Consider the following 22,505-nt stretch of genomic DNA (forward strand, 5'->3'; position numbering starts at 1 on the left):
GGCGCGGTGGGGAGTGGTGCGGGTCACACCGTAGCGGGCTGAGTACGACGCGTGCTACCCGCTTCATCACAACGTGTCGTATCTCCGATGCGGGTGGACATTCCGTCCCGTGGTGGTCAAACTGTGCGCGCGAGCAAGGAGTTGACCCATGGCACCGCGTCAGGCACCCACCATCCGGCAGCGTCGATTCGGCGCCGAACTGCGTCGGATGCGCGAGGCCATAGGGATGTCCGCGCCCGTGGCGGGCGAGCGGCTCGGGGCGGACCGCACGATGATCTCCAACATCGAGTCCGGTCGGTTCGGCATCAGCGAGGAGCGGCTGCGTCGCCTGGCGAGCATCTACGAGTGCGACGACCCGGAACTCATCGATGCGCTCACCGCCATGACGGGAGGCCGCTCCAAGGGGTGGTGGGACGAGTACCGCGGCAAGATTCCGCCGGACTTTCTGGACGTGGCGGAACTGGAGCATCACGCGACGGCGCTGCGCACCCTCCAGACCGCCCATATTCCCGGGCTGTTCCAGACGGAGGAGCATGCGCGGGCACTGTTCGACCTGTACGTCCCCGCTCTTCCCCGCCTGGAAGTGGAACTGCGCATCGCGCACCGGTTGAGTCGCCACGCGGTGGTGTGCGGAGAGCCCGGCGTCCCGTACGTCGGCATGATCCACGAAGCTGCCCTGCGCATGCGGTTCGGCGGGCGGCAGGTGGCTGCTGCCCAGCTGAGCAGGCTGCTGGAGGAGAGCGAGCGCTCCAACGTGCACCTGCTGGTGATCCCCTTCGCGGCCGAAGGGTTTCCCATGGCGGGGGACACGCTGATGTACGCCTCCGCGCCCAACCCGCACCTGGACACGGTGGAAGTGGACTCCCCGGTCGGGGCGGTGTTCCTCGACTCGCCCACGCAACTGGCCAACTTTCGGCGGCGTCTGGACGCTTGCGAGGCGCTGGCGTTGAATCGGAAGGAGTCGAGGGACCTCATCCTCGGCATCGTCAAGCACGTGTGAAAGGTCGCACCCCTTGCCCGAGTTGAAGTGGCTCAAGTCCTCGTTCTCCGAAGCCTCGGGCAACGCCTGCGTCGAGGTGGCGGCCACGGGCACCTCGGGGATGGCCCTGCGCGAGAGCGAGGACCCCGACCGTGTCCTCCCGCTGAGCCGGTCCGCGCTCGGCGCGCTCGTACGGGGCGTGAAGGCCGGGGAGTTCGAGGGCCCGCGCTCCTCCTAGGCGTGTACGGGAAAGTCCCGCCTCCCCCGGGACGGGCCGGGAGGGGCGGGACTTCGCGGAGGGGCTAGATGCCCGCCGCTGCCGCCAGGTCGCGCTTGATGGCGGCCAGGGTCTCGGCGGCGGTGGCGTGGGCCGCCGGGAGGGCGGTGGCGTCCGCGACCGGGACCACGACCTCCAGGTAGCACTTGAGCTTGGGCTCCGTGCCGGACGGGCGGACGATCACACGCGCACCGGTGAGGTGGTAGCGGAGGCCGTCGGTGGGGGGCAGGGTCGCCGTGCCCTGGGTGAGGTCTTCCGCGGAGGTCACCGGGAGGCCCGCCAGCTGGGTGGGGGGAGCGGTGCGCAGGCGGGCCATCGCGTTGGCGATGATGCTCAAGTCCTCGACGCGGACCGAGAGTTGGTCGGTGGCGTGCAGGCCGTGGGTGAGGGCCAGCTCGTCGAGGAGGTCCAGGAGGGTGCGGTTCTCGGCCTTCAGCTCGGAGGCCAGTTCCGTGATGGCGAGGGCGGCGGTGATGCCGTCCTTGTCGCGGACGCCCTCCGGGTCGACGCAGTAGCCGAGGGCTTCCTCGTACCCGTAACGGATGTTCTCGACGCGGGCGATCCACTTGAAGCCGGTCAGGGTCTCCTCGTACGCGATGCCCGCCTTCTCGGCGATACGGCCGAGGAGGGAGGAGGAGACGATCGACTCGGCGAAGACGGCGTCGGGGCCCGCCGTGCCCTTGCGGACGATGTGGGCGGCGAGCAGGGCGCCGACCTCGTCGCCGCGGAGCATGCGCCAGTCGCCGTCCGGCGTGGGGACGGCCACGGCGCAGCGGTCCGCGTCGGGGTCGTTGGCGATGACCAGGTCGGGGTGGGTGCGGCGGGCCGTCGCGAAGGCGAGGTCCATCGCGCCGGGCTCTTCCGGGTTGGGGAAGGCGACGGTCGGGAAGTCGGGGTCCGGCTCGGCCTGCTCGGCGACCAGGACCGGCTCGGGGAAGCCCGCGCGGGCGAAGGCGGCCAGCAGGACGTCCTTGCCGACGCCGTGCATGGCCGTGTAGACGGTGCGCGCGGTGCGGGGGCTGTCGGGGGTCAGGACCGCGTCCGTACGCGCCAGGTAGGCCTCCAGGACCTCCTCGTCCAGGACCGTCCAGCCGTCCTCCGGGCGGGGTACGTCGGCGAGGGCCGCGACGGCGGCGATCTCGGCGGCGATCTCGGCGTCCGCCGGGGGGACGATCTGGGAGCCGTCGCCGAGGTAGACCTTGTAGCCGTTGTCGCGGGGCGGGTTGTGGCTGGCGGTGACCTCGACGCCCGCGACCGCGCCCAGGTGCCTTATGGCGAAGGCCAGCACGGGGGTGGGGAGGGGGCGGGGGAGCAGCACGGCGCGCAGGCCCATGCCCGTCATCACGGCGGCCGTGTCGCGGGCGAAGTCGGCGGACTTGTGGCGGGCGTCGTAGCCGATGACGACCAGGTCGTCGGTGGAGCGGGGGTGGCCGGGCTGCTTGGCGAGGTACGCGGCGAGGCCGGCGGCGGCGCGGATCACGACGGAGCGGTTCATGCGCATCGGGCCCGCGCCCAGCTCGCCGCGGAGGCCGGCGGTGCCGAACTGGAGGGTGCCGGAGAACCTTTCCGCCAGGGCGGGGAGGTCCTGGGCCTCGATGAGCTTGGCGAGCTCGTCGCGGGTGTCGGGGTCGGGGTCCTCGGCGAGCCAGGCGCTGGCGCGGGCGAGGAGGTCCGGGGTGGTGTCCTGGGGCACTGGGTCGCCTTTCGGGGAGGTGTACGGGGTGGGGGCTCGGGGTGCTGGGTGCACCCGTACCCGGGCGGGGCGGGGCCCATCCGGGCGGGCCGGGGCCCGGGGGCCATCCGGGTGGGCGGGACCCGTCCGGGTGGGGCGCGGTGTGGGGTGGGCCGGTGCGCGGGGTGCGGGCCGGGGCGGCACCGGGGCGGCCCGGCGGCGAGAGGGCCGGTACCGGGGCGGGCCCGTATCGGGCGGGCCGCCCCCTTGCCCGCCCGTCCCGCCCCCGGGGGGCGGCCCCGCCGCCCAAGGGGGCGGGGGAAGGGGAGGGGCGGCCCCGCCGCCCAACGGGACGGGGGGCGGGGGGAAGGCGGCTGCGAAGCAGCCCCTTCAGGGGCGCGGGGAACTGCGCGACCAGCCGAGACGCACCCGCACGGAGCGGACCCCAGCCACCACGGACCCGCACGGAGCGGACCCCGGCCGAGCCGCACCCCCCACCCCGTACAGGGACTAGATCCGGTCCAGGACGCGGGCCAGCAGGCTGCCCATCCGGGCAGCCGAGTCGCGGCCGGCCTGGAGGACTTCCTCGTGGTTGAGGGGCTCGCCCGAGAGGCCCGCCGCCAGGTTGGTGACCAGGGAGATGCCGAGCACCTCCGCACCCGCCTCGCGCGCGGCGATGGCTTCGAGGACCGTGGACATGCCGACCAGGTCGCCGCCCATCACACGGACCATGTTGATCTCGGCCGGGGTCTCGTAGTGCGGGCCGGGGAACTGGACGTAGACACCCTCCTCCAGCGTCTCGTCCACCTCCTTGCAGAGCGCGCGCAGCCGCGGCGAGTACAGGTCGGTGAGGTCGACGAAGTTCGCGCCGATGATCGGCGAGGTGGCCGTCAGGTTCAGGTGGTCGCTGATCAGGACCGGCTGGCCGGGGCGCATGCCCTCGCGCAGACCGCCGCAGCCGTTGGTCAGGATGATCGTCTTGCAGCCCGCGGCGACGGCCGTACGGACGCCGTGCGCGACCGCGGCGACGCCCCGGCCCTCGTAGAAGTGGGTGCGGCCGAGGAAGACCAGCGCGCGCTTGTCGCCGATCTTGTACGAGCGGATCTTGCCGCCGTGTCCCACGACGGCCGCCGGCGGGAAGCCGGGCAGCTCGGTGACGAGGAACTCGCTCTCGGGCTCACCGAGGGCGTCGACGGCCGGGGCCCAGCCGGAGCCCATCACGAGGGCGACGTCGTGGGTCTCGGCGCCGGTGAGCTCGCGCAGGCGCGCGGCCGCGGCGTCGGCGGCGGCGTGGGGGTCCGAAATAACAGATGCGTTCACGCGGAAGAGGGTAGCCGCTCCAGCCCTACGCGCGTAGATGTCATGGCGGACGGCAACCCGATTGTTGCGTTGGACTTTCCGACGAACGACCCGAATGACCCGTGAAGGCGTCAGCAGGGGCGCTTGCGGAGTTCCATCACGTAGTCGTGCGGCGCCCCCGCCGACTCCGCCGCGTCCGCGATCTCGCCCAGGTAGCGGGCGGACGGCAGGCCGCCCTCGTACCCGTTCAGGACGTACATCCAGGTGGCTTCCTCGCCGTCCAGGGTGTGTACCCGCACCCGCATCCGGCGGTAGATGTCCAGGCCGACGCCCTCCCACCGGTCCATGGAGTCCTCGTCCATCGGCGCGATGTCGTAGAGGGCCACGAAGACCTGGGAGCGCGGGGCCTCGACGACCGTGGCGAGCGAGCCCTCCCAGCCCATCTGCTCGCCGCCGAACGTCAGCCGCCAGCCGTTGAGCCAGCCCGTGCCACGGAGCGGCGAGTGCGGGGCGCGGCGGGACATCAGCCGCGCGTCGAGGTTGCCGGCGTACGCGGCGTAGAGCGACATGGCTCCGAGGGTACGGGAGGCCCGCCGATCGCGTACGGGCACAAGCGATCTCGTACCGGAAGAGGTGAGGGCGTGCGCGAACGGGGAAGAGGAACGACTGCCGACGGCGGCGAGTTCCCGAATGCGGGCCCCGGGGCGAAGCCCGCGCCCGGGTGCGGGACAATGAAGTACGTACTGCACTCCTCCGGGGCGATCCCCCGGGACCCCGGCCGGGGCAGGCAGGACGGGCCGGGCGGAGTCGCGGCGCACCCAAGCGAGACCAGCGAGACACACCAAGACTCCAGACTCAGGCTCAGGCCCGAGCTCAAGCGAACGCGAGGCGGACTTTTCGTGACCCGGATCGTGATCATCGGCGGCGGACCCGGCGGGTACGAGGCGGCCCTGGTGGGCACCCAGCTCGGCGCCGAGGTGACCGTCGTCGACTGCGACGGACTCGGCGGGGCGTCGGTACTGACCGACTGCGTACCGTCCAAGACCCTGATCGCCACGGCCGAGGTGATGACGACCTTCGACTCCTCGTACGAGGAGCTGGGCATCCTCGTGGCCGACGACACCCCGCCGGAGGAACAGGCCGCGCGGGTGGTCGGAGTGGACCTCGGCAAGGTCAACCGCCGGGTGAAGCGGCTCGCGCTCGCGCAGTCGCACGACATCGCCGCCTCCGTGACGCGTGCGGGCGCGCGCGTCGTGCGGGGGCGCGGCCGGCTGGAGGGCCAGCAGGCCATGGACGGTTCGCGGACCGTCGTCGTCACCGCGGCCGACGGCACGGAGGAGCGGCTGACGGCCGACGCCGTGCTGATCGCGACCGGCGGCCACCCCCGTGAGATCCCGGACGCGCAGCCCGACGGCGAGCGCATCCTCAACTGGACGCAGGTGTACGACCTCGACGAGCTCCCGGAGGAGCTGATCGTGGTCGGTTCCGGTGTGACCGGTGCCGAGTTCGCGGGTGCGTACCAGGCGCTCGGCTCGCGGGTCACCCTCGTGTCGTCCCGCGACCGCGTGCTGCCGGGCGAGGACCCGGACGCCGCCGCCGTGCTGGAGGACGTCTTCCGGCGGCGCGGCATGAACGTCATGGCGCGCTCGCGGGCCGCCTCCGCCAAGCGGGTCGGCGACCGGGTCGAGGTGACGCTGGCGGACGGCCGGGTCATCACCGGCTCGCACTGCCTGATGGCCGTCGGCGCCATCCCCAACTCCGCGGGCATGGGCCTGGAGGAGGCCGGGGTCAAGGTCAAGGACAGCGGCCACATCTGGACCGACCGGGTGTCGCGCACGTCCGCCCCGGGTGTGTACGCGGCCGGAGATGTCACCGGCGTCTTCGCGCTGGCGTCGGTGGCGGCGATGCAGGGACGTATCGCCATGTACCACTTCCTGGGCGACGCGGTCGCGCCGCTGGACCTCAAGACGGTGTCGTCGAACGTCTTCACCGACCCCGAGATCGCGACCGTCGGCTACACGCAGGCCGACGTGGACGCGGGCCGCATCGACGCGCGCGGCGTCAAGCTGCCGCTGCTGCGCAACCCCCGCGCCAAGATGCAGGGCATCCGGGACGGCTTCGTGAAGCTGTTCTGCCGTCCGGGCACGGGGATCGTGGTGGGCGGCGTGGTCGTCGCGCCGCGGGCGAGCGAGCTGATTCACCCGATCTCGATCGCCGTGGACAACAGTCTGACGGTGGAGCAGATCGCGAAGGCGTTCACCGTGTACCCGTCGCTGTCGGGGTCCCTCGCGGAGGTCGCGCGGCAGCTGCACACGCGCAAGACGGGCGACAACTGATCGGTTCGTGGGGGTAGTTGGGCACCGATCTTCCGGGTGCCTTCGGGGTTCCTTCCGGGTGTCGTCCCGGGTGCGGGGTGCGGCGGGACGGGTTCCGGCCGCACCCCGCGACCGTACCGAAACGCCTATACCACCTTCGGTCACTGTTTGCGACCAACTTCTGTTATTCGGCGCAAACTGCTGAAAACTATCGGCCGGTCAGGTTACTGTCAGTTTCGTGTTCGCTGCAGAACGTCGTCAATTGATCCTCGAAATGGTGCGGGCCAACGGGGCGGTATCGCTCCGGGAGCTCGCCCGCGTCGTCCAGACCTCCGAAGTGACCGTACGGCGGGACGTGCGGGCGCTGGAGGCAGAAGGACTCCTCGACCGCCGGCACGGCGGTGCGGTACTGCCGGGCGGGTTCACCCGCGAATCCGGCTTTCCGCAGAAATCCCACCTCGCGACCGCGGAGAAGACGGCCATCGCCGACCTCGCCGCGGGACTCGTGGAGGAGGGGGAGGCCATCGTCGTCGGCGCCGGTACGACCACGCAGGAGCTGGCGAGACGTCTCGCCCGGGTGCCCGGGCTGACCGTCGTCACCAACTCCCTGCTGGTCGCCCAGGCGTTGGCGCACGCCAACCGCGTCGAAGTCGTCATGACCGGTGGAACGCTCAGGGGTTCCAACTACGCGCTGGTCGGGAGCGGTGCCGAGCAGTCCCTCCAGGGGCTGCGGGTGTCCCGTGCCTTCCTGTCCGGCAGTGGCCTGACCGCCGAACGCGGCCTGTCCACCTCCAACATGCTCTCGGCGAGCGTCGACCGGGCGCTGGTGCAGGCCGCGGCGGAGGTGGTGGTCCTCGCCGACCACACCAAGCTGGGCACCGACACCATGTTCCAGACGGTGCCGACGGACGTCATCACACGGCTCGTGACCGATGAGCCGCCGTCCCACGACGAGCGTGCGGGAACGGAGTTGCAGGCGCTCGCCGACCAGGGAGTGCAGATCGCCGTCGCCGGTACGGGTGGTGCGGGAGCGTCCGGGCCGGGGGGTGACGGCGTCCCGACGGGGCGTCAGCAGCCCCGTCGGGACATGCCGTTGCCGGGTCAGCGCAGGGCACACCCGGGTGCGCCCGGTTCGCAGTTGCGCAGTGCGGGAGCGCTCGCGGAGCAGCAGGCGCAGGGGGCTGGGGAGCGGGCGCGGGTGGCCGATATGCGTCGGCGCTAGGGCATTGCGTCGGCTCCGGCTCCGTGGTGGAGGCTCCGTGGTGGAGCTAGGGCTGTGCGTCGGTGCGGGGTTGTAGGCCCCGTACGGCCAGGGACAGGAGCCGGTCGGCCAACTCCGGGTCGTCCGGCGACTGTTCGGCCGCCAGCGCGATCGCGTTGGTGAGCTGCATCAGGTCCCGGATGGGGATGTCCGGGCGTACGGTGCCTGCGCTCTGGGCGCGGGCCAGGAGTGTGGTGCCTGCTTCGCGCATGGGGTTCGAGCAGGAGCTCAGGGGTGTGGAGTCGGTGGTGCCCGAGGCCGACATCAGGGCGCGGGCCAGGCCCCGGTACTCACCCGCATGAGTGATGATGGCGCGCAGCCAGGTGACCAGGGCCTCGCAGGGGTTCGCCGAGTCCGCCAACTCGCGGGCGTGGGTGAGGAGTTCGTCCACCGCGCCCTGGAAGACCTCGCTCAGCAGGGCGTGCCGGGTCGGGAAGTGGCGGTACAGGGTGCCGATGCCCACGCCTGCGCGGCGGGCGACCTCCTCCAGCGAAGCGTCGGTGCCGTGTTCGGCGAATGCGGCGCGGGCTTCGGTGAGGAGTTTTTCGTAGTTGCGGCGGGCGTCGGCGCGCATGGGGCGGGGTGGGGTGGGGTGGGGCGGCATGCTGCCCAGCATGCCATTGGGGTGGGTGGGGGCGCCGGTCGGTGGGGGGTTGCGGGTGCGCTGCGCGGTGCGGGTGGGTGGGGGGTTGGGGTTCGTGGGGGGGGGGGGGGGGCCCGGCCGCCCCCCCGGGGGCCCCCCCCGCCCCCCCCCCCCCCAACCCCCCCCCCCCCCGCGCGGGGGGGGGGGGGTGGGGGGGGCGGGGCCCGCGCCAGCGCGAGGGGCGGGGGGGGGGGGGGGTTCGGGCCGGGGGCGCGGCCCCCGGACCCCCGGGTTTCGCCCCGGTCCCGCCCCTTCACCTAAAGCGCTCGCCGCGCGGCTTGTTGTTTGGTTGCTCGCGCAGTTCCCCGCGCCCCTGAGGGGGGAGACGGGCTGCTTCGCAGCGCCGTCTCCCCCCTCAGGGGGCTTGCGTGGGTCAGTCCTTGATTTCGCAGATCTGGGCGCCGGAGGTGACCGACGCGCCGACCTCTGCGGAGAGGCCCTTGACCGTGCCCGAGCGGTGGGCGTTCAGGGGCTGTTCCATCTTCATGGCTTCCAGGACGACGATCAGGTCGCCCTCGTTGACCTGCTGGCCCTCCTCGACCGCGACCTTGACGATCGTGCCCTGCATGGGGGAGGCCAGGGTGTCGCCCGAGGCCGCCGAGCCCGCCTTCTTCGCGGCGCGGCGCTTCGGCTTCGCGCCGGCGGCGAGGCCGGTGCGGGCGAGCGTCATGCCGAGGGAGGAGGGGAGGGAGACTTCGAGGCGCTTGCCGCCGACCTCGACCACGATCGTCTCGCGGCCCGCCTCGTCGTCGTCGGCCTCGGTGCCGGGGACGGTGAAGGGGGGGATCTCGTTGACGAACTCGGTCTCGATCCAGCGGGTGTGGACCGTGAAGGGGGAGGAAGTGAAGGCCGGGTCGACCACGACCGCGCGGTGGAACGGGATGGCGGTGGCCATGCCCTCCACGTTGAACTCGGCCAGGGCGCGGGCGGCGCGCTGGAGGGCCTGCTCGCGGGTCGCGCCCGTCACGATCAGCTTGGCCAGGAGGGAGTCCCAGGCCGGGCCGATGACGGAGCCCGACTCGACGCCCGCGTCCAGGCGGACGCCGGGGCCCGACGGCGGGGCGAAGGTGGTGACCGTACCGGGAGCGGGGAGGAAGCCCCGGCCCGGGTCCTCGCCGTTGATGCGGAACTCGAAGGAGTGGCCGCGCACCGGCGGGTCGTCGTAGCCCAGTTCCTCGCCGTCGGCGATGCGGAACATCTCGCGGACCAGGTCGATGCCGGAGACCTCTTCGGTGACCGGGTGCTCCACCTGGAGGCGGGTGTTGACCTCCAGGAAGGAGATGGTGCCGTCGGCGCCGACCAGGAACTCGACGGTGCCCGCGCCGACGTAGCCCGCCTCGCGCAGGATCGCCTTGGAGGACGCGTAGAGCTCGGCGTTCTGCTCGTCGGAGAGGAAGGGGGCCGGGGCCTCCTCCACCAGCTTCTGGTGGCGGCGCTGGAGGGAGCAGTCGCGGGTGGAGACGACGACCACGTTGCCGTGGGTGTCGGCCAGGCACTGGGTCTCGACGTGGCGCGGCTTGTCGAGGTAGCGCTCGACGAAGCACTCGCCGCGGCCGAAGGCCGCGACGGCCTCGCGGACAGCCGAGTCGTAGAGCTCCGGGACCTCTTCGAGCGTGCGGGCGACCTTCAGGCCGCGACCGCCGCCGCCGAAGGCGGCCTTGATGGCGATGGGGAGGCCGTGCTCCTCGGCGAACGCGACGACCTCGTCGGAGCCGGAGACCGGGTCCGGGGTGCCCGCGACCAGCGGGGCGCCCGCGCGCTGCGCGATGTGCCGGGCGGCGACCTTGTCGCCCAGGTCGCGGATGGCCTGCGGCGGCGGGCCGATCCAGGTCAGGCCCGCATCCAGGACCGCCTGCGCGAACTCGGCGTTCTCGGACAGGAATCCGTAACCCGGGTGGATGGCGTCCGCACCCGAGTCCTTCGCGGCCTGGAGCACCTTGGCGATGTCCAGGTACGACGCGGCCGGGGTGTCACCGCCCAGGGCGAATGCCTCGTCGGCCGCGCGGACGTGCAGGGCGTCCCGGTCCGGATCGGCGTAGACGGCTACGCTCCCGATTCCGGCGTCCCGACAGGCTCGGGCAACGCGGACAGCGATTTCGCCTCGGTTGGCGATGAGCACCTTGCGCACGATGGCTCCCTCCTTGTGAAACAAGCTGAGTTTAGGGACTGCCCACACGGCCCTACGACCCGTCCCCAATGGTGAGCTTGCCCACACGGAGTGTGATTCGAGGCGCGCTGGAGTCGCGAAATCCCTTGTCGTACCACGGTACGACGGGTTACCTCATCGCACAGTAGCCCTCTGGTGTGGTCAAGGTCTCTGTTCGGGCGGCCAGTGGGGCGAGGGGATTCTTTGTGGGGTCCCTACGAAGGTGCGGGGCGTTCTTTGCACTACGCGAATCCGTCGCCGCTCCGCCCGCCCAACCCCTTGTCGTGGGCATTACCGGTTAGTAGCCTGCGCGGCAGTCCTATGACCGGAGTCAGTACGCAGTTCGGAAGAGGGTGGGCGCCGTGGCGCGCAGGCCGATAGCCGCCGTGACGGGGCTCGTGCTGATCCTGGAGGCGTTCGGCTTCGTCTTCGTCAACTACGTGCTGGGGCGGGTGGTCGAGGGGCAGTCGATGTCGCTCGCCGGTCTCGACCCGGACGCGATGGCCGCGGGCGCGTGGATCATGGGCGGCATCGCGGGGCTCTTCCTCGCCGTGTGCGGGCTGTTCCTGGTGCTGGCGGCCGTCAAGGACCGGCCCGCGCTGGGCCGCTGGGTGCGGATCGCGCTGATCGTGTGCGCCGTGGTGCACGGGGTGCTCGGGGCGGCGGCCGTCGGCCTGGTGAGCTGGTGGGCCTTCGTCTGGATGATGCTGGTGGTGGGGTTGTTGGTGCTGAGTCTGTTGTTGTACGGGCGTCGGAGTGATGCCCTGCACGACCCCGAGGTCGACGCGCCGCCCGGGGGGCCGGCCGAGCCGCCCGTCAAGCCGTCCGTGCCGCCCGGTGGGAACGGGTCCGCCGCGACGGCGTGAGCCGCCCTGCGGGTGGGGCGGTGGGGGCATCGCGGGGCGGGTGAGTCGATTCCGTGGCGGGTGTGCGTCGACATCGGCGTATGCCCGTCGTCGGGCGGTACGAGGACGGTGCGTCGGCCGCCGGGCACGCGCGGTGGGGGTGGGGCGAGGGGTGAGGGCTAGGCGTGCGGCTGTGACCAGAGGTCGGTGATGGAGATGTCCAGGTCGGCGAGGAGGGTGCGCAGGAGGGGGAGGGAGAGGCCGATGACGTTGCCGGGGTCACCCTCGATGCCGCGGATGAACGGGGCGGAGTGGCCGTCCAGGGTGAACGCGCCTGCCACGTACAGGGGTTCGCCGGTGGCGACGTAGGCGGCGATCTCGGCGTCGGAGGGGTCGGCGAAGTGGACGGTCGTCGACGCGGTGGCGGCGGCGCGGCGGCCGTTCGCGGTGTCGATCAGGCAGTGGCCGGTCTGGAGGACGCCCGAGCGGCCGCGCATGGCCTTCCAACGGGCGGTGGCGTCCTCGGCGTCGGCGGGCTTGCCGAGGGCCTGGCCGTCGAGCTCCAGGACGGAGTCGCAGCCGATGACGAGGGAGCCTTGGGCCTCGGGGAGGGCGGCGACGGTGTCGGCCTTGGCGGTGGCCAGGACGAGGGCGAGTTCGGCGGGGGTGGGGGCGGTGAGGGCGTCCTCGTCGACGCCGCTGACGATGACGTCGGGGGTCAGGCCGGCCTGGCGGAGGAGGGTGAGGCGGGCGGGGGAGGCGGAGCCGAGGACTAGGCGTCGGCGGGCGGGGGTGGTCATGCGGGCCAGGGTAGCCACCCTCGGGTGGGGGCGGTGGTGGGTGCGGGGCCTGCGGGGCCGGGGGCGGTGGTGGGTGGTTAGTCCGGCGGGGCCCGGGCCGGTGGTGGGGTGCGTGGACCGGCGGGCTGCCTGGGCAGGGGGTCCCCAGCCCCGCCCCTTCACCTAAACCCGCGGGGCTGATGAACGGTTCCGTGCGGGAGCGTCGTGGCTGGTCGCGCAGTTCCCCGCGCCCCTGAAGGGGCGCTCCCTGGCGGTGGTCAGCCTGCTGGTCGCGCCTGCGCGGCGGAGCCGCAGATCGGAACAGCCCCGCGCCCCTGAAGGGGCGCTTCTTGGCGGTGGTGAGCCTGCTGGTCGCGCCCGCGCGGCGGAGCCGCAGATCGGGACAGCCCCGCGCCCCTGAAGGGGTGCTTCTTGGCGGTGGTGGGCCTGCTGGTCGCGCCTGCGCGGCGGAGCCGCAGATCGGGACAGCCCCGCGCCCCTGAAGGGGCGCGTCAGCGCACGCCGGCCACGAACATCGCCAGGACCATGGCCAGGGCCAGGAGGATGCCTGCTCTGCGCAGCATGACCTGCATGTCGCGCATTTCCTTGGGGGGTTCGTTCTTCGGGTCGGACCAGAGCATGTAGTCGATAGTGTGCCCGGGACGCGCGTGGCGCCTGAGTACGTGTACTCAGGCGCCACGGTGCGGAATGACTAATTCGGCCAGTAGGTACGGGCCCAGGCGGTCCCGCTCGGGCGGGGCAGGCGGTGGCTCGCCACCCGGGCCGGGTCGGACCACGCGGGGTGCGGTGCGGAGGGGCCCGGCGCCGCGGTGGACGCGGCCGCGGCGCGGGCCTGGACCACCGCCAGTGCGGCGGCCAGCTCCTCCGGGGTCGGGTTGCCCCGTACGACCTTGATCATGTCGGACATCGGGCCGGACTCCCTTTCTAGAGGGGGATGTTGCCGTGCTTCTTCGGGGGCAGGGACTCCCGCTTCGTGCGCAGCTGGCGCAGGCCGCGGACGATGTGGCGGCGGGTGTCGGACGGCATGATCACCGCGTCGACGTAGCCGCGCTCGGCCGCGACGTACGGGTTGAGGAGGGTGTCCTCGTAGTCGGCGATCAGCTCGGCGCGGGTGGCTTCCTGGTCCTCGGCGGCCGCGATCGTACGGCGGTGCAGGATGTTGACCGCGCCCTGCGCGCCCATGACGGCGATCTGGGCGGTCGGCCAGGCCAGGTTCAGGTCGGCGCCCAGGTGCTTGGAGCCCATGACGTCGTACGCGCCGCCGAAGGCCTTGCGGGTGATGACCGTGATGAGGGGGACGGTGGCTTCCGCGTACGCGTAGATGAGCTTGGCGCCGCGGCGGATGATGCCGCCGTACTCCTGGTCGACGCCGGGGAGGAAGCCCGGGACGTCGACGAAGGTCAGGACGGGGACGTTGAAGGCGTCGCAGGTGCGGACGAAGCGGGCCGCCTTCTCGGAGGCGTTGATGTCCAGGCAGCCCGCGAACTGCATCGGCTGGTTGGCGACGATGCCCACCGGGTGGCCCTCGACCCGGCCGAAGCCCGTGATGATGTTCGGCGCGAAGAGGGACTGGGTTTCGAGGAACTCGCCCTCGTCCAGGACGTGTTCGATCGCCGTGTGCATGTCGTACGGCTGGTTGGCGCTGTCCGGGATGAGCGTGTCGAGCGCGCGGTCCTCGTCCGAGGTCTCCAGGTCGGCCTCCTCGGGGAAGGCCGGGGGCTCGGAGAGGTTGTTGGAGGGGAGGTAGGAGAGGAGGGACTTGACGTACTCGATCGCGTCCTTCTCGTCGCCCGCCAGGTGGTGCGCCACGCCCGAGGTCGTGTTGTGGGTGCGCGCGCCGCCCAGCTCCTCGAAGCCGACGTCCTCACCCGTGACGGTTTTGATGACGTCGGGGCCCGTGATGAACATGTGCGAGGTCTGGTCGACCATGACCGTGAAGTCGGTGATGGCGGGGGAGTAGACGGCCCCGCCCGCGCACGGGCCGACGATGAGGGAGATCTGCGGGACGACGCCCGACGCGTGGACGTTGCGGCGGAAGATCTCGGCGAACAGGCCGAGCGCGACCACGCCCTCCTGGATGCGGGCGCCGCCGCCGTCGTTGATGCCGATGACCGGACAGCCGGTCTTCAGCGCGAAGTCCATGACCTTGACGATCTTCTCGCCGTACACCTCGCCGAGCGAGCCGCCGAAGATGGTGAAGTCCTGGGAGTACACGCAGACCGGGCGGCCGTCGACCGTTCCGTAACCGGTCACGACTCCGTCGCCGTACGGGCGGTTCTTGTCGATGCCGAAGTTGGTCGAGCGGTGCCGGGCGAACTCGTCCAGTTCTACGAAGGAGCCCTCGTCCATGAGGAGTTCGATCCGCTCACGCGCCGTCAGCTTCCCCTTGGCGTGCTGCTTCTCGACGGCGCGCTCGGAACCCGCGTGTGTCGCTTCTTCGATGCGGCGGCCGAGATCCGCGATCTTTCCGGCGGTGGTGTGGAGGTCGATCCCTGCGGAATCGGTGGAATCTGCGGAGTTCTCGGCGGGTTCTGCGGTGGAGGACACGGGGCTGCGGCTCCCTGCTTCGACTGCGTCAACGGCACGCACGGTGTCAACGGCGACGGTACGGACGGCTACTGGTCCGTAGCGTAACTGCGGGACTGCCGCTCGGCAGTGCGTCGTTTGCCACACCTACGCTGGCTTGCATGACGCCTCCCGATGCTTCAGGCAGCTCCCCGGAATCCGCCGGTGAAAACCCCGGAAACCCTGGTAACTCCGGCAGCCCCGGTCACTCCGGCAGCCCCGGCAACCGCTGGAGCGACCTCGACCGTCCGCCGCTGAACGCGGCCGCCCTGCGCAGGGCGCTCGTCCGTGAGGGCGGGCTGTGGACCTCCCTGGACGTCGTCGCGTCCACCGGCTCCACCAACACCGACCTCGCCGCCGCCCCCGCCCTGACCGAGGGCACGGTCCTGGTCGCCGAGGCGCAGACGCAGGCGCGCGGGCGGCTCGACCGGCGCTGGTCGGCCCCGGCCCGCTCGGGGCTCTTCTTCTCCCTGTACGTCGAACCGGGCGCGGGAGTCCCCGTCGAGCGCTGGGGCTGGCTCCCCCTCCTCACCGGCGTCGCCGTCGCCACCGGCCTGTCCCGCGCGGCGGGCGTCGACACCGCCCTGAAGTGGCCCAACGACCTCCTGGTCACCGTCGAGGGCGAGGAGCGCAAGGCGGGCGGCATCCTCGCCGAGCGCGTCGGCGACGGCGTCGTCATCGGCGTCGGCCTCAATGTCACCCTGCGCGCCGACGAGCTCCCGGTCCCCACCGCGGGCTCCCTCGCCCTCGCGGGCGCCGCCACCCTGGACCGGGACCCCCTGCTGCGGGCCGTGCTCCGTTCCTTCGAGCAGTGGTACGGATACTGGCGCACCTCCGGCGGCGACCCGGCCGCCAGCCGCCTCCAGGAGGCCTACGCGGCGGGCTGCTCCACCCTCGGCCGCCCGGTACGGGCCGAACTCCCCGGCGGTCACGTCCTCACCGGCGAGGCGGTCGCCGTCGACGGGGACGGCCGTCTGGTCCTGGCCACGGCGGAGGGCGTCCAGCAGCCGGTCGGCGCGGGTGACGTGGTGCATCTGCGGCCGCAGGGGTAGGAGGGGTGCGTGGGCCGGGGGTGCAGGCACCGCCGATGCCCCCGGCGACGTACGGCAGAACCAGCGCGGTCACTGTTCCTCCAGGGACGGGGAGTGAGCCAGCGCACATCTGCCGTATCGTTGAGGCGACCCGCGACACCCACACCTGTCGCGCGAAGGAACGACGAGGCGGCAGCAGAGCAGTGCGCAGGGAACGGGCAGGAGGCGGCAGGTGACCGTCGACGACACCACGTCCGACGGGGACACGGACCCCCACCCCTCTACTCCGGCGACCCCGGACCCCCACTCCAGGACCACCCCGGACGCCCCCGCCAAGACCCCCGTCTTCCACGAGGTCGACCACACGGCCGAACCCTCGGACGACCCGCTCGCCATCCGCCTGGAACAGCTGATCCTGGGCGCCGAGCGCCGCTACACCGCCTTCCAGGCCGCCCGTACGGCGGGTGTCTCCATGGACCTCGCCTCCCGGTTCTGGCGGGCCATGGGCTTCCCCGACATCGGCCAGGCCAAGGCCCTCACCGAGGCCGACGTGCTGGCGCTGCGCCGCCTGGCCGGTCTGGTCGAGGCGGGGCTGCTCAGCGAGCCGATGGCGGTGCAGGTGGCCCGGTCCACCGGGCAGACCACCGCCCGGCTGGCCGAATGGCAGATCGACAGTTTCCTGGAGGGGCTGACCGAGCCGCCGGAGCCGGGCATGACCCGCACCGAGGTGACGTATCCGCTGGTCGAGCTGCTGCTGCCGGAGCTGGAGGAGTTCCTCGTCTACGTCTGGCGGCGGCAGCTCGCCGCCGCCACCGGCCGGGTCGTGCAGGCCGCCGACGACGACGAGATGGTCGACCGGCGGCTCGCAGTCGGCTTCGCGGACCTGGTGGGCTTCACCCGCCTCACCCGCCGTCTGGAGGAGGAGGAACTCGGCGAGCTGGTCGAGGCCTTCGAGACGACGTGTGCGGACCTGGTCGCCGCGCACGGCGGACGGCTGATCAAGACCCTCGGCGACGAGGTCCTGTACTGCGCCGACGACGCGGGCACGGCGGCCGAGATCGCCCTGCGCCTCATCGAGACGCTCTCCCACGACCAGACCATGCCCGCCCTGCGCGTCGGCATCGCCTTCGGCACGGTCACCACACGCATGGGCGACGTCTTCGGCACGACGGTGAACCTGGCCAGCAGGCTCACCTCGATAGCGCCCAAGGACACGGTCCTGGTCGACGGCGCGCTCGCCGAGGAGCTCTCCCGCACCGGCGACGCCCCGGTCTCCGAGGCGGAGGCGGCTGCGGAGGCCGAGCAGGCGGCGAAGGAGGGCCGGGAGTCCCCGACGTACCGCTTCGGGCTCCAGCCGATGTGGCAGCGGCCGGTGCGCGGGCTGGGGATAGTCGAACCCTGGATGCTGTCGCGGCGCGCGAAGCCGGACGCGGACTGACCCCGGTCCCCGCTGACGGGTCTTCCCCGGTACGGGGGCGCGCCCTAAGATCGCCCCCGTAAACGAGCGTTCACATTCAGCGGGAGGGCGGCCGGCATGGGCGAGCAGCGGTACGGGGAATTCGTGGTCGTCCGGCGGCACGGCGACGGCGGGCACGTCGCCGAGCTGGTCCTCGACCGCCCCAAGGCCATGAACGCCGTGTCCAGCGCGATGGCCGCCTCCATCGGCGAGGCCTGCGCGGCGCTCGCCGCCGACCCCGGCGTCCGTACGACCGTCCTCACCTCGTCCCACGACCGGGCCTTCTGCGTCGGCGCCGACCTCAAGGAGCGCAACTCCTTCAGCGACGCGGAGCTGGTGCGGCAGCGGCCCACCGCGCGGGCCGCCTACACGGGCGTGCTCGACCTCCCGATGCCGACGGTCGCCGCCGTGCACGGCTTCGCCCTCGGCGGCGGGTACGAGCTGGCGCTGGCCTGCGACGTGATCGTGGCCGACGGGAGTGCCGTGGTCGGACTGCCCGAGGTGTCCGTCGGCGTGATCCCGGGCGGCGGCGGTACGCAGCTGCTGCCGCGCCGGGTGGGGGCGGCGCGGGCGGCGGAGCTGGTGTTCACGGCGCGGCGGGTGGAGGCCGGGGAGGCCAGGGAGCTGGGCCTGATCGACGTACTCGCGGAGTCGGACGCCCGCGAGGAGGCCCTCGCGCTGGCCGCTCGTATCGCGGCGAACTCGCCGGTCGGCCTGCGGGCGGCCAAGAAGGCCCTGCGGCTGGGGCAGGGGCTGGACCTGCGGGCGGGCCTGGAGGTCGAGGACGCGGCGTGGCGGTCGGTGGCCTTCTCGGGCGACCGGGCGGAGGGGGTGGCCGCGTTCAACGAGAAGCGGAAGCCGGAGTGGCCGGGGGAGTAGGCCGCGCCCTCCGGGAGAGGTCGGGGGCAAAACGGGCCTAACCTGTACGAATGGGTGAGGACGTTCGAGTGCGGGCCGTGGTCGCGCTGGCGCAGGCGATGGCGGCGGCGCACACGCCCCGGGAGACGTGGCGGGCGGCGGCCCTGGGCGCGCGGGACGCGCTCAGCGGCAGCTTCGCCGCGCTCTCGGTGTGGGAGCGGGAGGCGGGCCGGCTGCGGGTCCTGGTCAACGAGGGGGAGCGGGCGCCGGGCGAGGACGAATTCCCCGAGGACGAGACGTACCCCGTGCACGAATTCCCGGAGATCACCGAGTTCCTGCACGAGCGGTGGGCGGGGGGCGGGGAGCCGGATGCGTGGGTCGAGGTGGCCGGGGGTGGTCCGGTGGGTCCGTGTTCCGGGGGCGAGGTGGCCGGGGGCGGCTCGGTGAGGCCGAGCTTCGGGAGCGAGAGGGCCGGGCACGGTCCGGCCGGCCCCTGTTCCGGGGGCGAGGTGGCCGGGCGCGGTCCGGCGAGTCCGCGTTCCGGTTACTGCCACCAGCGGGTGGCGGCGCTGCGCCGCCGGGGCCGGGGCTGCTGCGTGGTCGCGCCGATCGTGCTGCACGGGCGGGCGTGGGGCGAGCTGTACGTGGCCCGGCCGCCCGGCGCACCGGTCTTCGACCGGGCCGACGCGGACTTCGCGACGGTCCTGGCCTCGGTCATCGCCGCCGGAATCGTCCAGACCGAACGCCTCGAAGAGGTCCGCACGCTGGCCTTCACCGACCCCCTCACGGGCCTGGCGAACCGCCGCGCAGTCGACATACGCCTCGACGAGGCGCTGGAGGAGCACCGGTTGACCGGGGCGGTGGTCAGCCTGGTGGTCTGCGACGTGAACGGCCTCAAGCAGGTCAACGACACCTACGGCCACGAGGTCGGCGACCGCCTCCTGGAACGCTTCGGGGGTGTCCTCTCCCGCTGCGGGGCGATGCTCCCGGGCGCCCTGGCCGCCCGCCTCGGCGGCGACGAGTTCTGCCTGCTCTCGGTGGGCCCGAGCGCCGACTCCGTCATCGAGGCCGCATCCGAACTCTGCCTCCTCGCCACTGAGTTGGAGTACGGGGACGGGGTCGCCTGCGGTGTCGCCTCCACCGGCGACCCGATCGGCCCGATCCCCTCCGCCCGTCGCCTCTTCCGCCTGGCCGACGCGGCCCAGTACCGCGCCAAGGCGGCCCGCTCGCGCACGCCGGTGGTGGCGGGCCGCGACGACGAGATCCTGGCCCTGGCGGAGTCGGTACGGTCCACGAACCCCGCACCCCACGGTGATCGCCGCCGCTTCCGGGGGGCGTCGGGCCGGGCATAGGCCGCGTCCGGGGCGCGGGGCTGTGTTGCACGTGCGGCTCCGCCGCGCTGGGCGCCCCGTCAGGGGCGCGGGGAACTGCGCGACCAGCCACGACGCACCCGCACGGGAACCGTGCATGCCCCCGCGGGTTTAGGTGAAGGGGCGGGGCTGGGGACCCTTTGCCCCGGCGGGGCAGAGCTGCGCGCTACGGCACCGGGAGGCGGGCCCGGGGCCCCTTTGGACGCGCTTCCGGCGCAGGTGCTGGGCCAGGGGCGGCACCCGGGTGGGCCGGGAGCGGGAGGGGCCGCCCCCTTGCCCGCCCGTTCCGCCCCCGGGGGGCGGCCCCGCCGCCCAAGGGGGCTGGGAGGAAGGGGGGGAGGGCGGTCCCGGCGCCCAAGGGGGATTTGATCGCTTCGGGGAGCCGTTCCTGGGGACGGCTTTGTTCCGGCGGGAGGCGCGAGGGAAGATCACCGCATGAGCCTCAACCTCCCCGACCTGCCCGACGGGCTGCTGGACGACGCCCGTTCGATCGCGGGCTTCGTGGAGAAGAAGAACGCGCAGATCCGCATGGACCGGATGGCGGTCGGCAAACCCGTGCGGATTCCGTCCGCCTTCCGGGCCCGGGCGGGAGGGGCGGCCCGGCTGGCCCCCGGCGTGCTCGTCGTGGCGGGCGGCGACATCCGCTGGGAGCCGCACCGGCGGGGCGGGCAGCCGCACGCCTTCCGCTGGGGGGAGAACACCCTGACCGACGTGCGCCGCCTCTCCCGGCGCCGGGACCTCCGCACCTGGCGGCTCCTGCGCGTCATCGAACTCACCACCCCGGAAGGGGACGTCGACCTCGCCGTCCACCCGGTGCTGGTCCGGTCCGTGCTCCGGAAGCTGGGGCTGCGCAGGTGAAGCCGTACACGTACGCGGAGGTGGGCGCGACCCGGGACGGCGACGCGGCATGCCCCGACGGATTCCGGGCGCTGAAGGTGAGGACCAGGGTCGGGTACGGGGAGGAGGCGCACCGTATCGCGGGCGAGGCGGTGCTGCGGTGGGCCATGCACCGGGGCGTCGGCCTGACGGTGGACGGCGAAACGCAGCGGGCCGCGCCCGGGGTCGAGGTCGTCGTCGGCATCGGCGTCGGGCGGTGGCGGGTGCAGGCGCCGTGCCGGGTGGTGTGGGCGGTGGACGAGCCGGGGCGGACCGGGTTCGCGTACGGGACGCTGCTTGGACATCCCGAGTGCGGGGAGGAGGCGTTCGTGGTGGAGACGGACGCCGAGGGCCAGGTGTGGATGGAGGTACGAGCGTTCAGCCGGCCGGCGGCCTGGTACGCGCGGGCGGCCGGGCCCGTGACCCGGCTGGTCCAGAACGCGTGCGCGAAGGGGTACGGGCTGGCGGTGCGGCGGGTCGTGGCGGGTCAGGTGCGGCGCAGCACGACGTAGCCCTGGGACGCGTACACCTGGTGGAAGCCCGGCCGGGTGGGGCTCGGGGGGTCGGCCGAGAAGGTGGTGTCGGTCGTGTCCAGCACCATCCAGTCGACCTTCGCGTCGGGGCTCCCCGGGCTGTGCAGGTAGACCGTCGCGCGGTCGGTGAGGTGCGGGGCGAGACGGTTGGTGGCCGCGACCTTCGCACCGTCGGGGACGCGTGCGAGGGCCTGGCGGGCGGCCGACGCGCGCGGCGGGTCCTGCCAGAAGGCCGGGCGCAGGGCTTCGGCCAGGGGGAGCGCGGTGGCCAGGAGGACCGCCACGGTCAGCACCGCCGTGCGGAGGTGCGGGACCGGCCGGGGCCTGCGGTCCAGGGCGTCGATCAGCGCGAAGAAGACGATCGGCATCAGGACCGTCGAGTAGTGGTAGTCGGTGCCCCAGTAGGAGGGGTTGGAGGACATGAACCGCCAGGCCAGGGTGGGCAGTACGAGCAGGATCATCGGGCTGCGCAGGGCCAGGAAGAGGGTGGGCAGCAGCAGGACGAGGAGGGTGGTCGCCTTGGTGTCCAGGCCGGTCGGGGCGCCGAGGTCCGCGTCGCCGGGGGCGGTGCCCCCGCCCATGCTGCTCAGATACGTGTAGTCGCCGACCGGGTTGAAGTGCGGCAGCACCAGAAGGACCGCGAACGCTGCCGCCGCCGGGCCCAGCACGCACAGGGCGGTGCCCGCCCGCCGGTCGTGGCGCAGCAGGAGCAGGCCGAGGACCAGGACCGTCGCCCCCAGGTCCTCCTTGACCAGGACCAGCCCCGCACCCCACGCGGCGCACGCCCGCCACCGGCCCGCGCGGTACGCGGCGAGGGAGAGCGCGAGGAGGGGCAGGGCGAGGGCCACCTCGTGGAAGTCGAACCCGATGAGCTTCTGGACGCCCCAGGCCAGTGCGTACGCGACCCCGATCCGCCGTCCGCCGGCCCGCGTGACGACGTACACCGACCAGGCGACGAGGGCCGCCTGCGCGACGAGCAGGGTCTCGACGTGCGGGAGGAGCCGGTAGAGGGGTGCGAGGACGGCCAGGAGCGGGTGGAAGTGGTCGCCGAGGAGGGGGAAGGGGGCGTCGGGGTCGGGGCCGGTGGTCGCCCTGATCTCCGAGACGGGGAGGGCGAGTTGGGCGTACGAGCGGATCGCCTGGCCGAAGATGCCGAGGTCGTAGCCGGTCGTACGGAAGCTGGCGTGCATGCGCAGGGCGTACGCGGCGTAGACGGCGAAGGCGAGGAGCGCGAGGGCGGCGGCGTACGGGCGGGGGGTGCGGGGGAGCCGGGTGGGGGGTGCGGGGCGGGCGCTGGTGGGGGCAGCGCCGGGGGCGGGGGCGGTGCCGGACGGGGTGTGCCCGGGGGTGCGAGGGGTGGGGGCGGTCAGGGCCGCCGCTCCGGACCTGGCTGCCGCGCGGAGTGCGTGCAGGGCGCGCGTGGGGGCGGAGGGCCGGTCCGGGGGTGCGGCGAGGGTGGCTCCCCAGGAGGGGGCGGGACGGGAGGTGGTGGGGTGGGGTGCGGCGGGGGCGGTCTCCCGCGTCGGGGCGGGGCGCGGAGAGGGGGTGGGCATGCGCCGAAGCATCGCCAGCGCCCGCT

21 protein-coding genes are annotated in these 22,505 nt (G+C 73.1%); 11 read left to right on the top strand and 10 right to left on the bottom strand.

Annotated features, from left to right (window positions below):
- Positions 1-148 precede the first annotated feature (148 nt).
- Both ACIO3O_RS35670 and ACIO3O_RS35675 read left to right on the top strand, forming a co-directional pair.
- Positions 149-1,000: a helix-turn-helix domain-containing protein gene (locus ACIO3O_RS35670; RefSeq protein WP_401753054.1), complete on the top strand. Its 852-nt coding sequence runs from the start codon at positions 149-151 to the stop codon at positions 998-1,000.
- 13 nt (positions 1,001-1,013) lie between these two features.
- A complete protein-coding gene (locus ACIO3O_RS35675; RefSeq protein WP_401753055.1) occupies positions 1,014-1,217 on the top strand; it encodes a DUF397 domain-containing protein in 204 nt (67 codons plus the stop codon).
- Between the two features lie 64 nt (positions 1,218-1,281).
- On the opposite strand, the gene ACIO3O_RS35680 is transcribed toward ACIO3O_RS35675, so the two are convergent.
- From ACIO3O_RS35680 to ACIO3O_RS35690, 3 genes are all read right to left on the bottom strand, one after another.
- Positions 1,282-2,949 (bottom strand): phospho-sugar mutase, encoded by a 1,668-nt coding sequence (locus tag ACIO3O_RS35680; protein ID WP_401753056.1) that lies wholly within the window; start codon positions 2,947-2,949, stop codon positions 1,282-1,284.
- Positions 2,950-3,438: 489 nt separating this feature from the next.
- On the bottom strand, positions 3,439-4,248 hold the full coding sequence (locus tag ACIO3O_RS35685; protein ID WP_401753057.1) for a purine-nucleoside phosphorylase: 810 nt from the start codon (positions 4,246-4,248) through the stop codon (positions 3,439-3,441).
- Positions 4,249-4,358: 110 nt separating this feature from the next.
- Positions 4,359-4,796 (bottom strand): gamma-glutamylcyclotransferase, encoded by a 438-nt coding sequence (locus ACIO3O_RS35690; RefSeq protein ID WP_189820906.1) that lies wholly within the window; start codon positions 4,794-4,796, stop codon positions 4,359-4,361.
- Positions 4,797-5,126: 330 nt separating this feature from the next.
- Between ACIO3O_RS35690 and ACIO3O_RS35695 the strand changes: the two genes are divergently transcribed.
- Positions 5,127-6,563: an NAD(P)H-quinone dehydrogenase gene (locus ACIO3O_RS35695; RefSeq protein WP_401753058.1), complete on the top strand. Its 1,437-nt coding sequence runs from the start codon at positions 5,127-5,129 to the stop codon at positions 6,561-6,563.
- A 217-nt stretch (positions 6,564-6,780) separates the two neighbouring features.
- Positions 6,781-7,764, top strand: coding sequence for a DeoR/GlpR family DNA-binding transcription regulator (locus ACIO3O_RS35700; RefSeq protein ID WP_401753059.1), 984 nt, complete (start codon positions 6,781-6,783; stop codon positions 7,762-7,764).
- Positions 7,765-7,810: 46 nt separating this feature from the next.
- Here the strand turns inward: ACIO3O_RS35700 and ACIO3O_RS35705 are convergent, their stop codons facing one another.
- Positions 7,811-8,377, bottom strand: a complete 567-nt coding sequence (locus ACIO3O_RS35705) for a TetR/AcrR family transcriptional regulator (protein ID WP_401753212.1) — start codon at positions 8,375-8,377, stop codon at positions 7,811-7,813.
- A gap of 442 nt (positions 8,378-8,819) precedes the next feature.
- Positions 8,820-10,574, bottom strand: coding sequence for an acetyl/propionyl/methylcrotonyl-CoA carboxylase subunit alpha (locus tag ACIO3O_RS35710; protein ID WP_401753060.1), 1,755 nt, complete (start codon positions 10,572-10,574; stop codon positions 8,820-8,822).
- A 380-nt stretch (positions 10,575-10,954) separates the two neighbouring features.
- Between ACIO3O_RS35710 and ACIO3O_RS35715 the strand changes: the two genes are divergently transcribed.
- Positions 10,955-11,458, top strand: a complete 504-nt coding sequence (locus ACIO3O_RS35715; protein WP_401753061.1) for a hypothetical protein — start codon at positions 10,955-10,957, stop codon at positions 11,456-11,458.
- Positions 11,459-11,616: 158 nt separating this feature from the next.
- Here ACIO3O_RS35715 and ACIO3O_RS35720 read toward each other — a convergent pair whose 3' ends face one another.
- The 4 genes from ACIO3O_RS35720 to ACIO3O_RS35735 all read right to left on the bottom strand — a co-directional run bounded on the left by ACIO3O_RS35720 (position 11,617) and on the right by ACIO3O_RS35735 (position 14,727).
- A complete protein-coding gene (locus ACIO3O_RS35720) occupies positions 11,617-12,237 on the bottom strand; it encodes a Maf family protein (protein ID WP_401753062.1) in 621 nt (206 codons plus the stop codon).
- Between the two features lie 491 nt (positions 12,238-12,728).
- Positions 12,729-12,857 (bottom strand): morphogenic membrane protein MmpB, encoded by a 129-nt coding sequence (mmpB, locus tag ACIO3O_RS35725; RefSeq protein ID WP_401753063.1) that lies wholly within the window; start codon positions 12,855-12,857, stop codon positions 12,729-12,731.
- A 71-nt stretch (positions 12,858-12,928) separates the two neighbouring features.
- Positions 12,929-13,135 (bottom strand): acyl-CoA carboxylase epsilon subunit, encoded by a 207-nt coding sequence (locus tag ACIO3O_RS35730; RefSeq protein WP_401753214.1) that lies wholly within the window; start codon positions 13,133-13,135, stop codon positions 12,929-12,931.
- 26 nt (positions 13,136-13,161) lie between these two features.
- The gene (locus tag ACIO3O_RS35735) at positions 13,162-14,727 is read right to left on the bottom strand and encodes an acyl-CoA carboxylase subunit beta (protein ID WP_401753216.1); all 1,566 of its coding nucleotides are present in this window, start codon (positions 14,725-14,727) and stop codon (positions 13,162-13,164) included.
- Between the two features lie 197 nt (positions 14,728-14,924).
- Between ACIO3O_RS35735 and ACIO3O_RS35740 the strand changes: the two genes are divergently transcribed.
- The 6 genes from ACIO3O_RS35740 to ACIO3O_RS35765 all read left to right on the top strand — a co-directional run bounded on the left by ACIO3O_RS35740 (position 14,925) and on the right by ACIO3O_RS35765 (position 20,905).
- The gene (locus ACIO3O_RS35740; RefSeq protein ID WP_401753064.1) at positions 14,925-15,854 is read left to right on the top strand and encodes a biotin--[acetyl-CoA-carboxylase] ligase; all 930 of its coding nucleotides are present in this window, start codon (positions 14,925-14,927) and stop codon (positions 15,852-15,854) included.
- Positions 15,855-16,065: 211 nt separating this feature from the next.
- A complete protein-coding gene (locus ACIO3O_RS35745) occupies positions 16,066-17,271 on the top strand; it encodes an adenylate/guanylate cyclase domain-containing protein (RefSeq protein WP_401753065.1) in 1,206 nt (401 codons plus the stop codon).
- A gap of 96 nt (positions 17,272-17,367) precedes the next feature.
- Positions 17,368-18,168, top strand: coding sequence for an enoyl-CoA hydratase/isomerase family protein (locus tag ACIO3O_RS35750; RefSeq protein WP_401753066.1), 801 nt, complete (start codon positions 17,368-17,370; stop codon positions 18,166-18,168).
- 50 nt (positions 18,169-18,218) lie between these two features.
- Positions 18,219-19,499: a diguanylate cyclase domain-containing protein gene (locus ACIO3O_RS35755; RefSeq protein ID WP_401753068.1), complete on the top strand. Its 1,281-nt coding sequence runs from the start codon at positions 18,219-18,221 to the stop codon at positions 19,497-19,499.
- Positions 19,500-19,952: 453 nt separating this feature from the next.
- Positions 19,953-20,375, top strand: coding sequence for a hypothetical protein (locus ACIO3O_RS35760; protein WP_401753070.1), 423 nt, complete (start codon positions 19,953-19,955; stop codon positions 20,373-20,375).
- On the top strand, positions 20,372-20,905 hold the full coding sequence (locus ACIO3O_RS35765; protein WP_401753072.1) for a DUF1990 family protein: 534 nt from the start codon (positions 20,372-20,374) through the stop codon (positions 20,903-20,905). Before ACIO3O_RS35760 ends, ACIO3O_RS35765 begins: the two co-directional genes overlap by 4 nt.
- Here ACIO3O_RS35765 and ACIO3O_RS35770 read toward each other — a convergent pair.
- On the bottom strand, positions 20,881-22,479 hold the full coding sequence (locus tag ACIO3O_RS35770; protein WP_401753073.1) for a DUF2079 domain-containing protein: 1,599 nt from the start codon (positions 22,477-22,479) through the stop codon (positions 20,881-20,883). The two genes, ACIO3O_RS35765 and ACIO3O_RS35770, sit on opposite strands and share 25 nt — an antisense overlap.
- Between the last annotated feature and the right edge of the window lie 26 nt (positions 22,480-22,505).

It is taken from the genome of Streptomyces sp. NPDC087440 (assembly GCF_044744005.1).
In the GTDB taxonomy this organism is placed as follows: Bacteria; Actinomycetota; Actinomycetes; order Streptomycetales; family Streptomycetaceae; genus Streptomyces.

Excerpts from the sequence above, each read along its gene's own strand:
- ACIO3O_RS35670 (WP_401753054.1), top strand. The coding sequence starts at position 149 with ATGGCACCGCGTCAGGCACCCACCATCCGGCAGCGTCGATTCGGCGCC.
- ACIO3O_RS35690 (WP_189820906.1), bottom strand. The coding sequence starts at position 4,796 with ATGTCGCTCTACGCCGCGTACGCCGGCAACCTCGACGCGCGGCTGATG.
- ACIO3O_RS35705 (WP_401753212.1), bottom strand. The coding sequence starts at position 8,377 with ATGCGCGCCGACGCCCGCCGCAACTACGAAAAACTCCTCACCGAAGCC.
- ACIO3O_RS35720 (WP_401753062.1), bottom strand. The coding sequence starts at position 12,237 with ATGACCACCCCCGCCCGCCGACGCCTAGTCCTCGGCTCCGCCTCCCCC.
- mmpB (WP_401753063.1), bottom strand. The coding sequence starts at position 12,857 with ATGCTCTGGTCCGACCCGAAGAACGAACCCCCCAAGGAAATGCGCGAC.
- ACIO3O_RS35730 (WP_401753214.1), bottom strand. The coding sequence starts at position 13,135 with ATGATCAAGGTCGTACGGGGCAACCCGACCCCGGAGGAGCTGGCCGCC.
- ACIO3O_RS35740 (WP_401753064.1), top strand. The coding sequence starts at position 14,925 with ATGACGCCTCCCGATGCTTCAGGCAGCTCCCCGGAATCCGCCGGTGAA.
- ACIO3O_RS35750 (WP_401753066.1), top strand. The coding sequence starts at position 17,368 with ATGGGCGAGCAGCGGTACGGGGAATTCGTGGTCGTCCGGCGGCACGGC.
- ACIO3O_RS35755 (WP_401753068.1), top strand. The coding sequence starts at position 18,219 with ATGGGTGAGGACGTTCGAGTGCGGGCCGTGGTCGCGCTGGCGCAGGCG.
- ACIO3O_RS35760 (WP_401753070.1), top strand. The coding sequence starts at position 19,953 with ATGAGCCTCAACCTCCCCGACCTGCCCGACGGGCTGCTGGACGACGCC.
- ACIO3O_RS35770 (WP_401753073.1), bottom strand. The coding sequence starts at position 22,479 with ATGCCCACCCCCTCTCCGCGCCCCGCCCCGACGCGGGAGACCGCCCCC.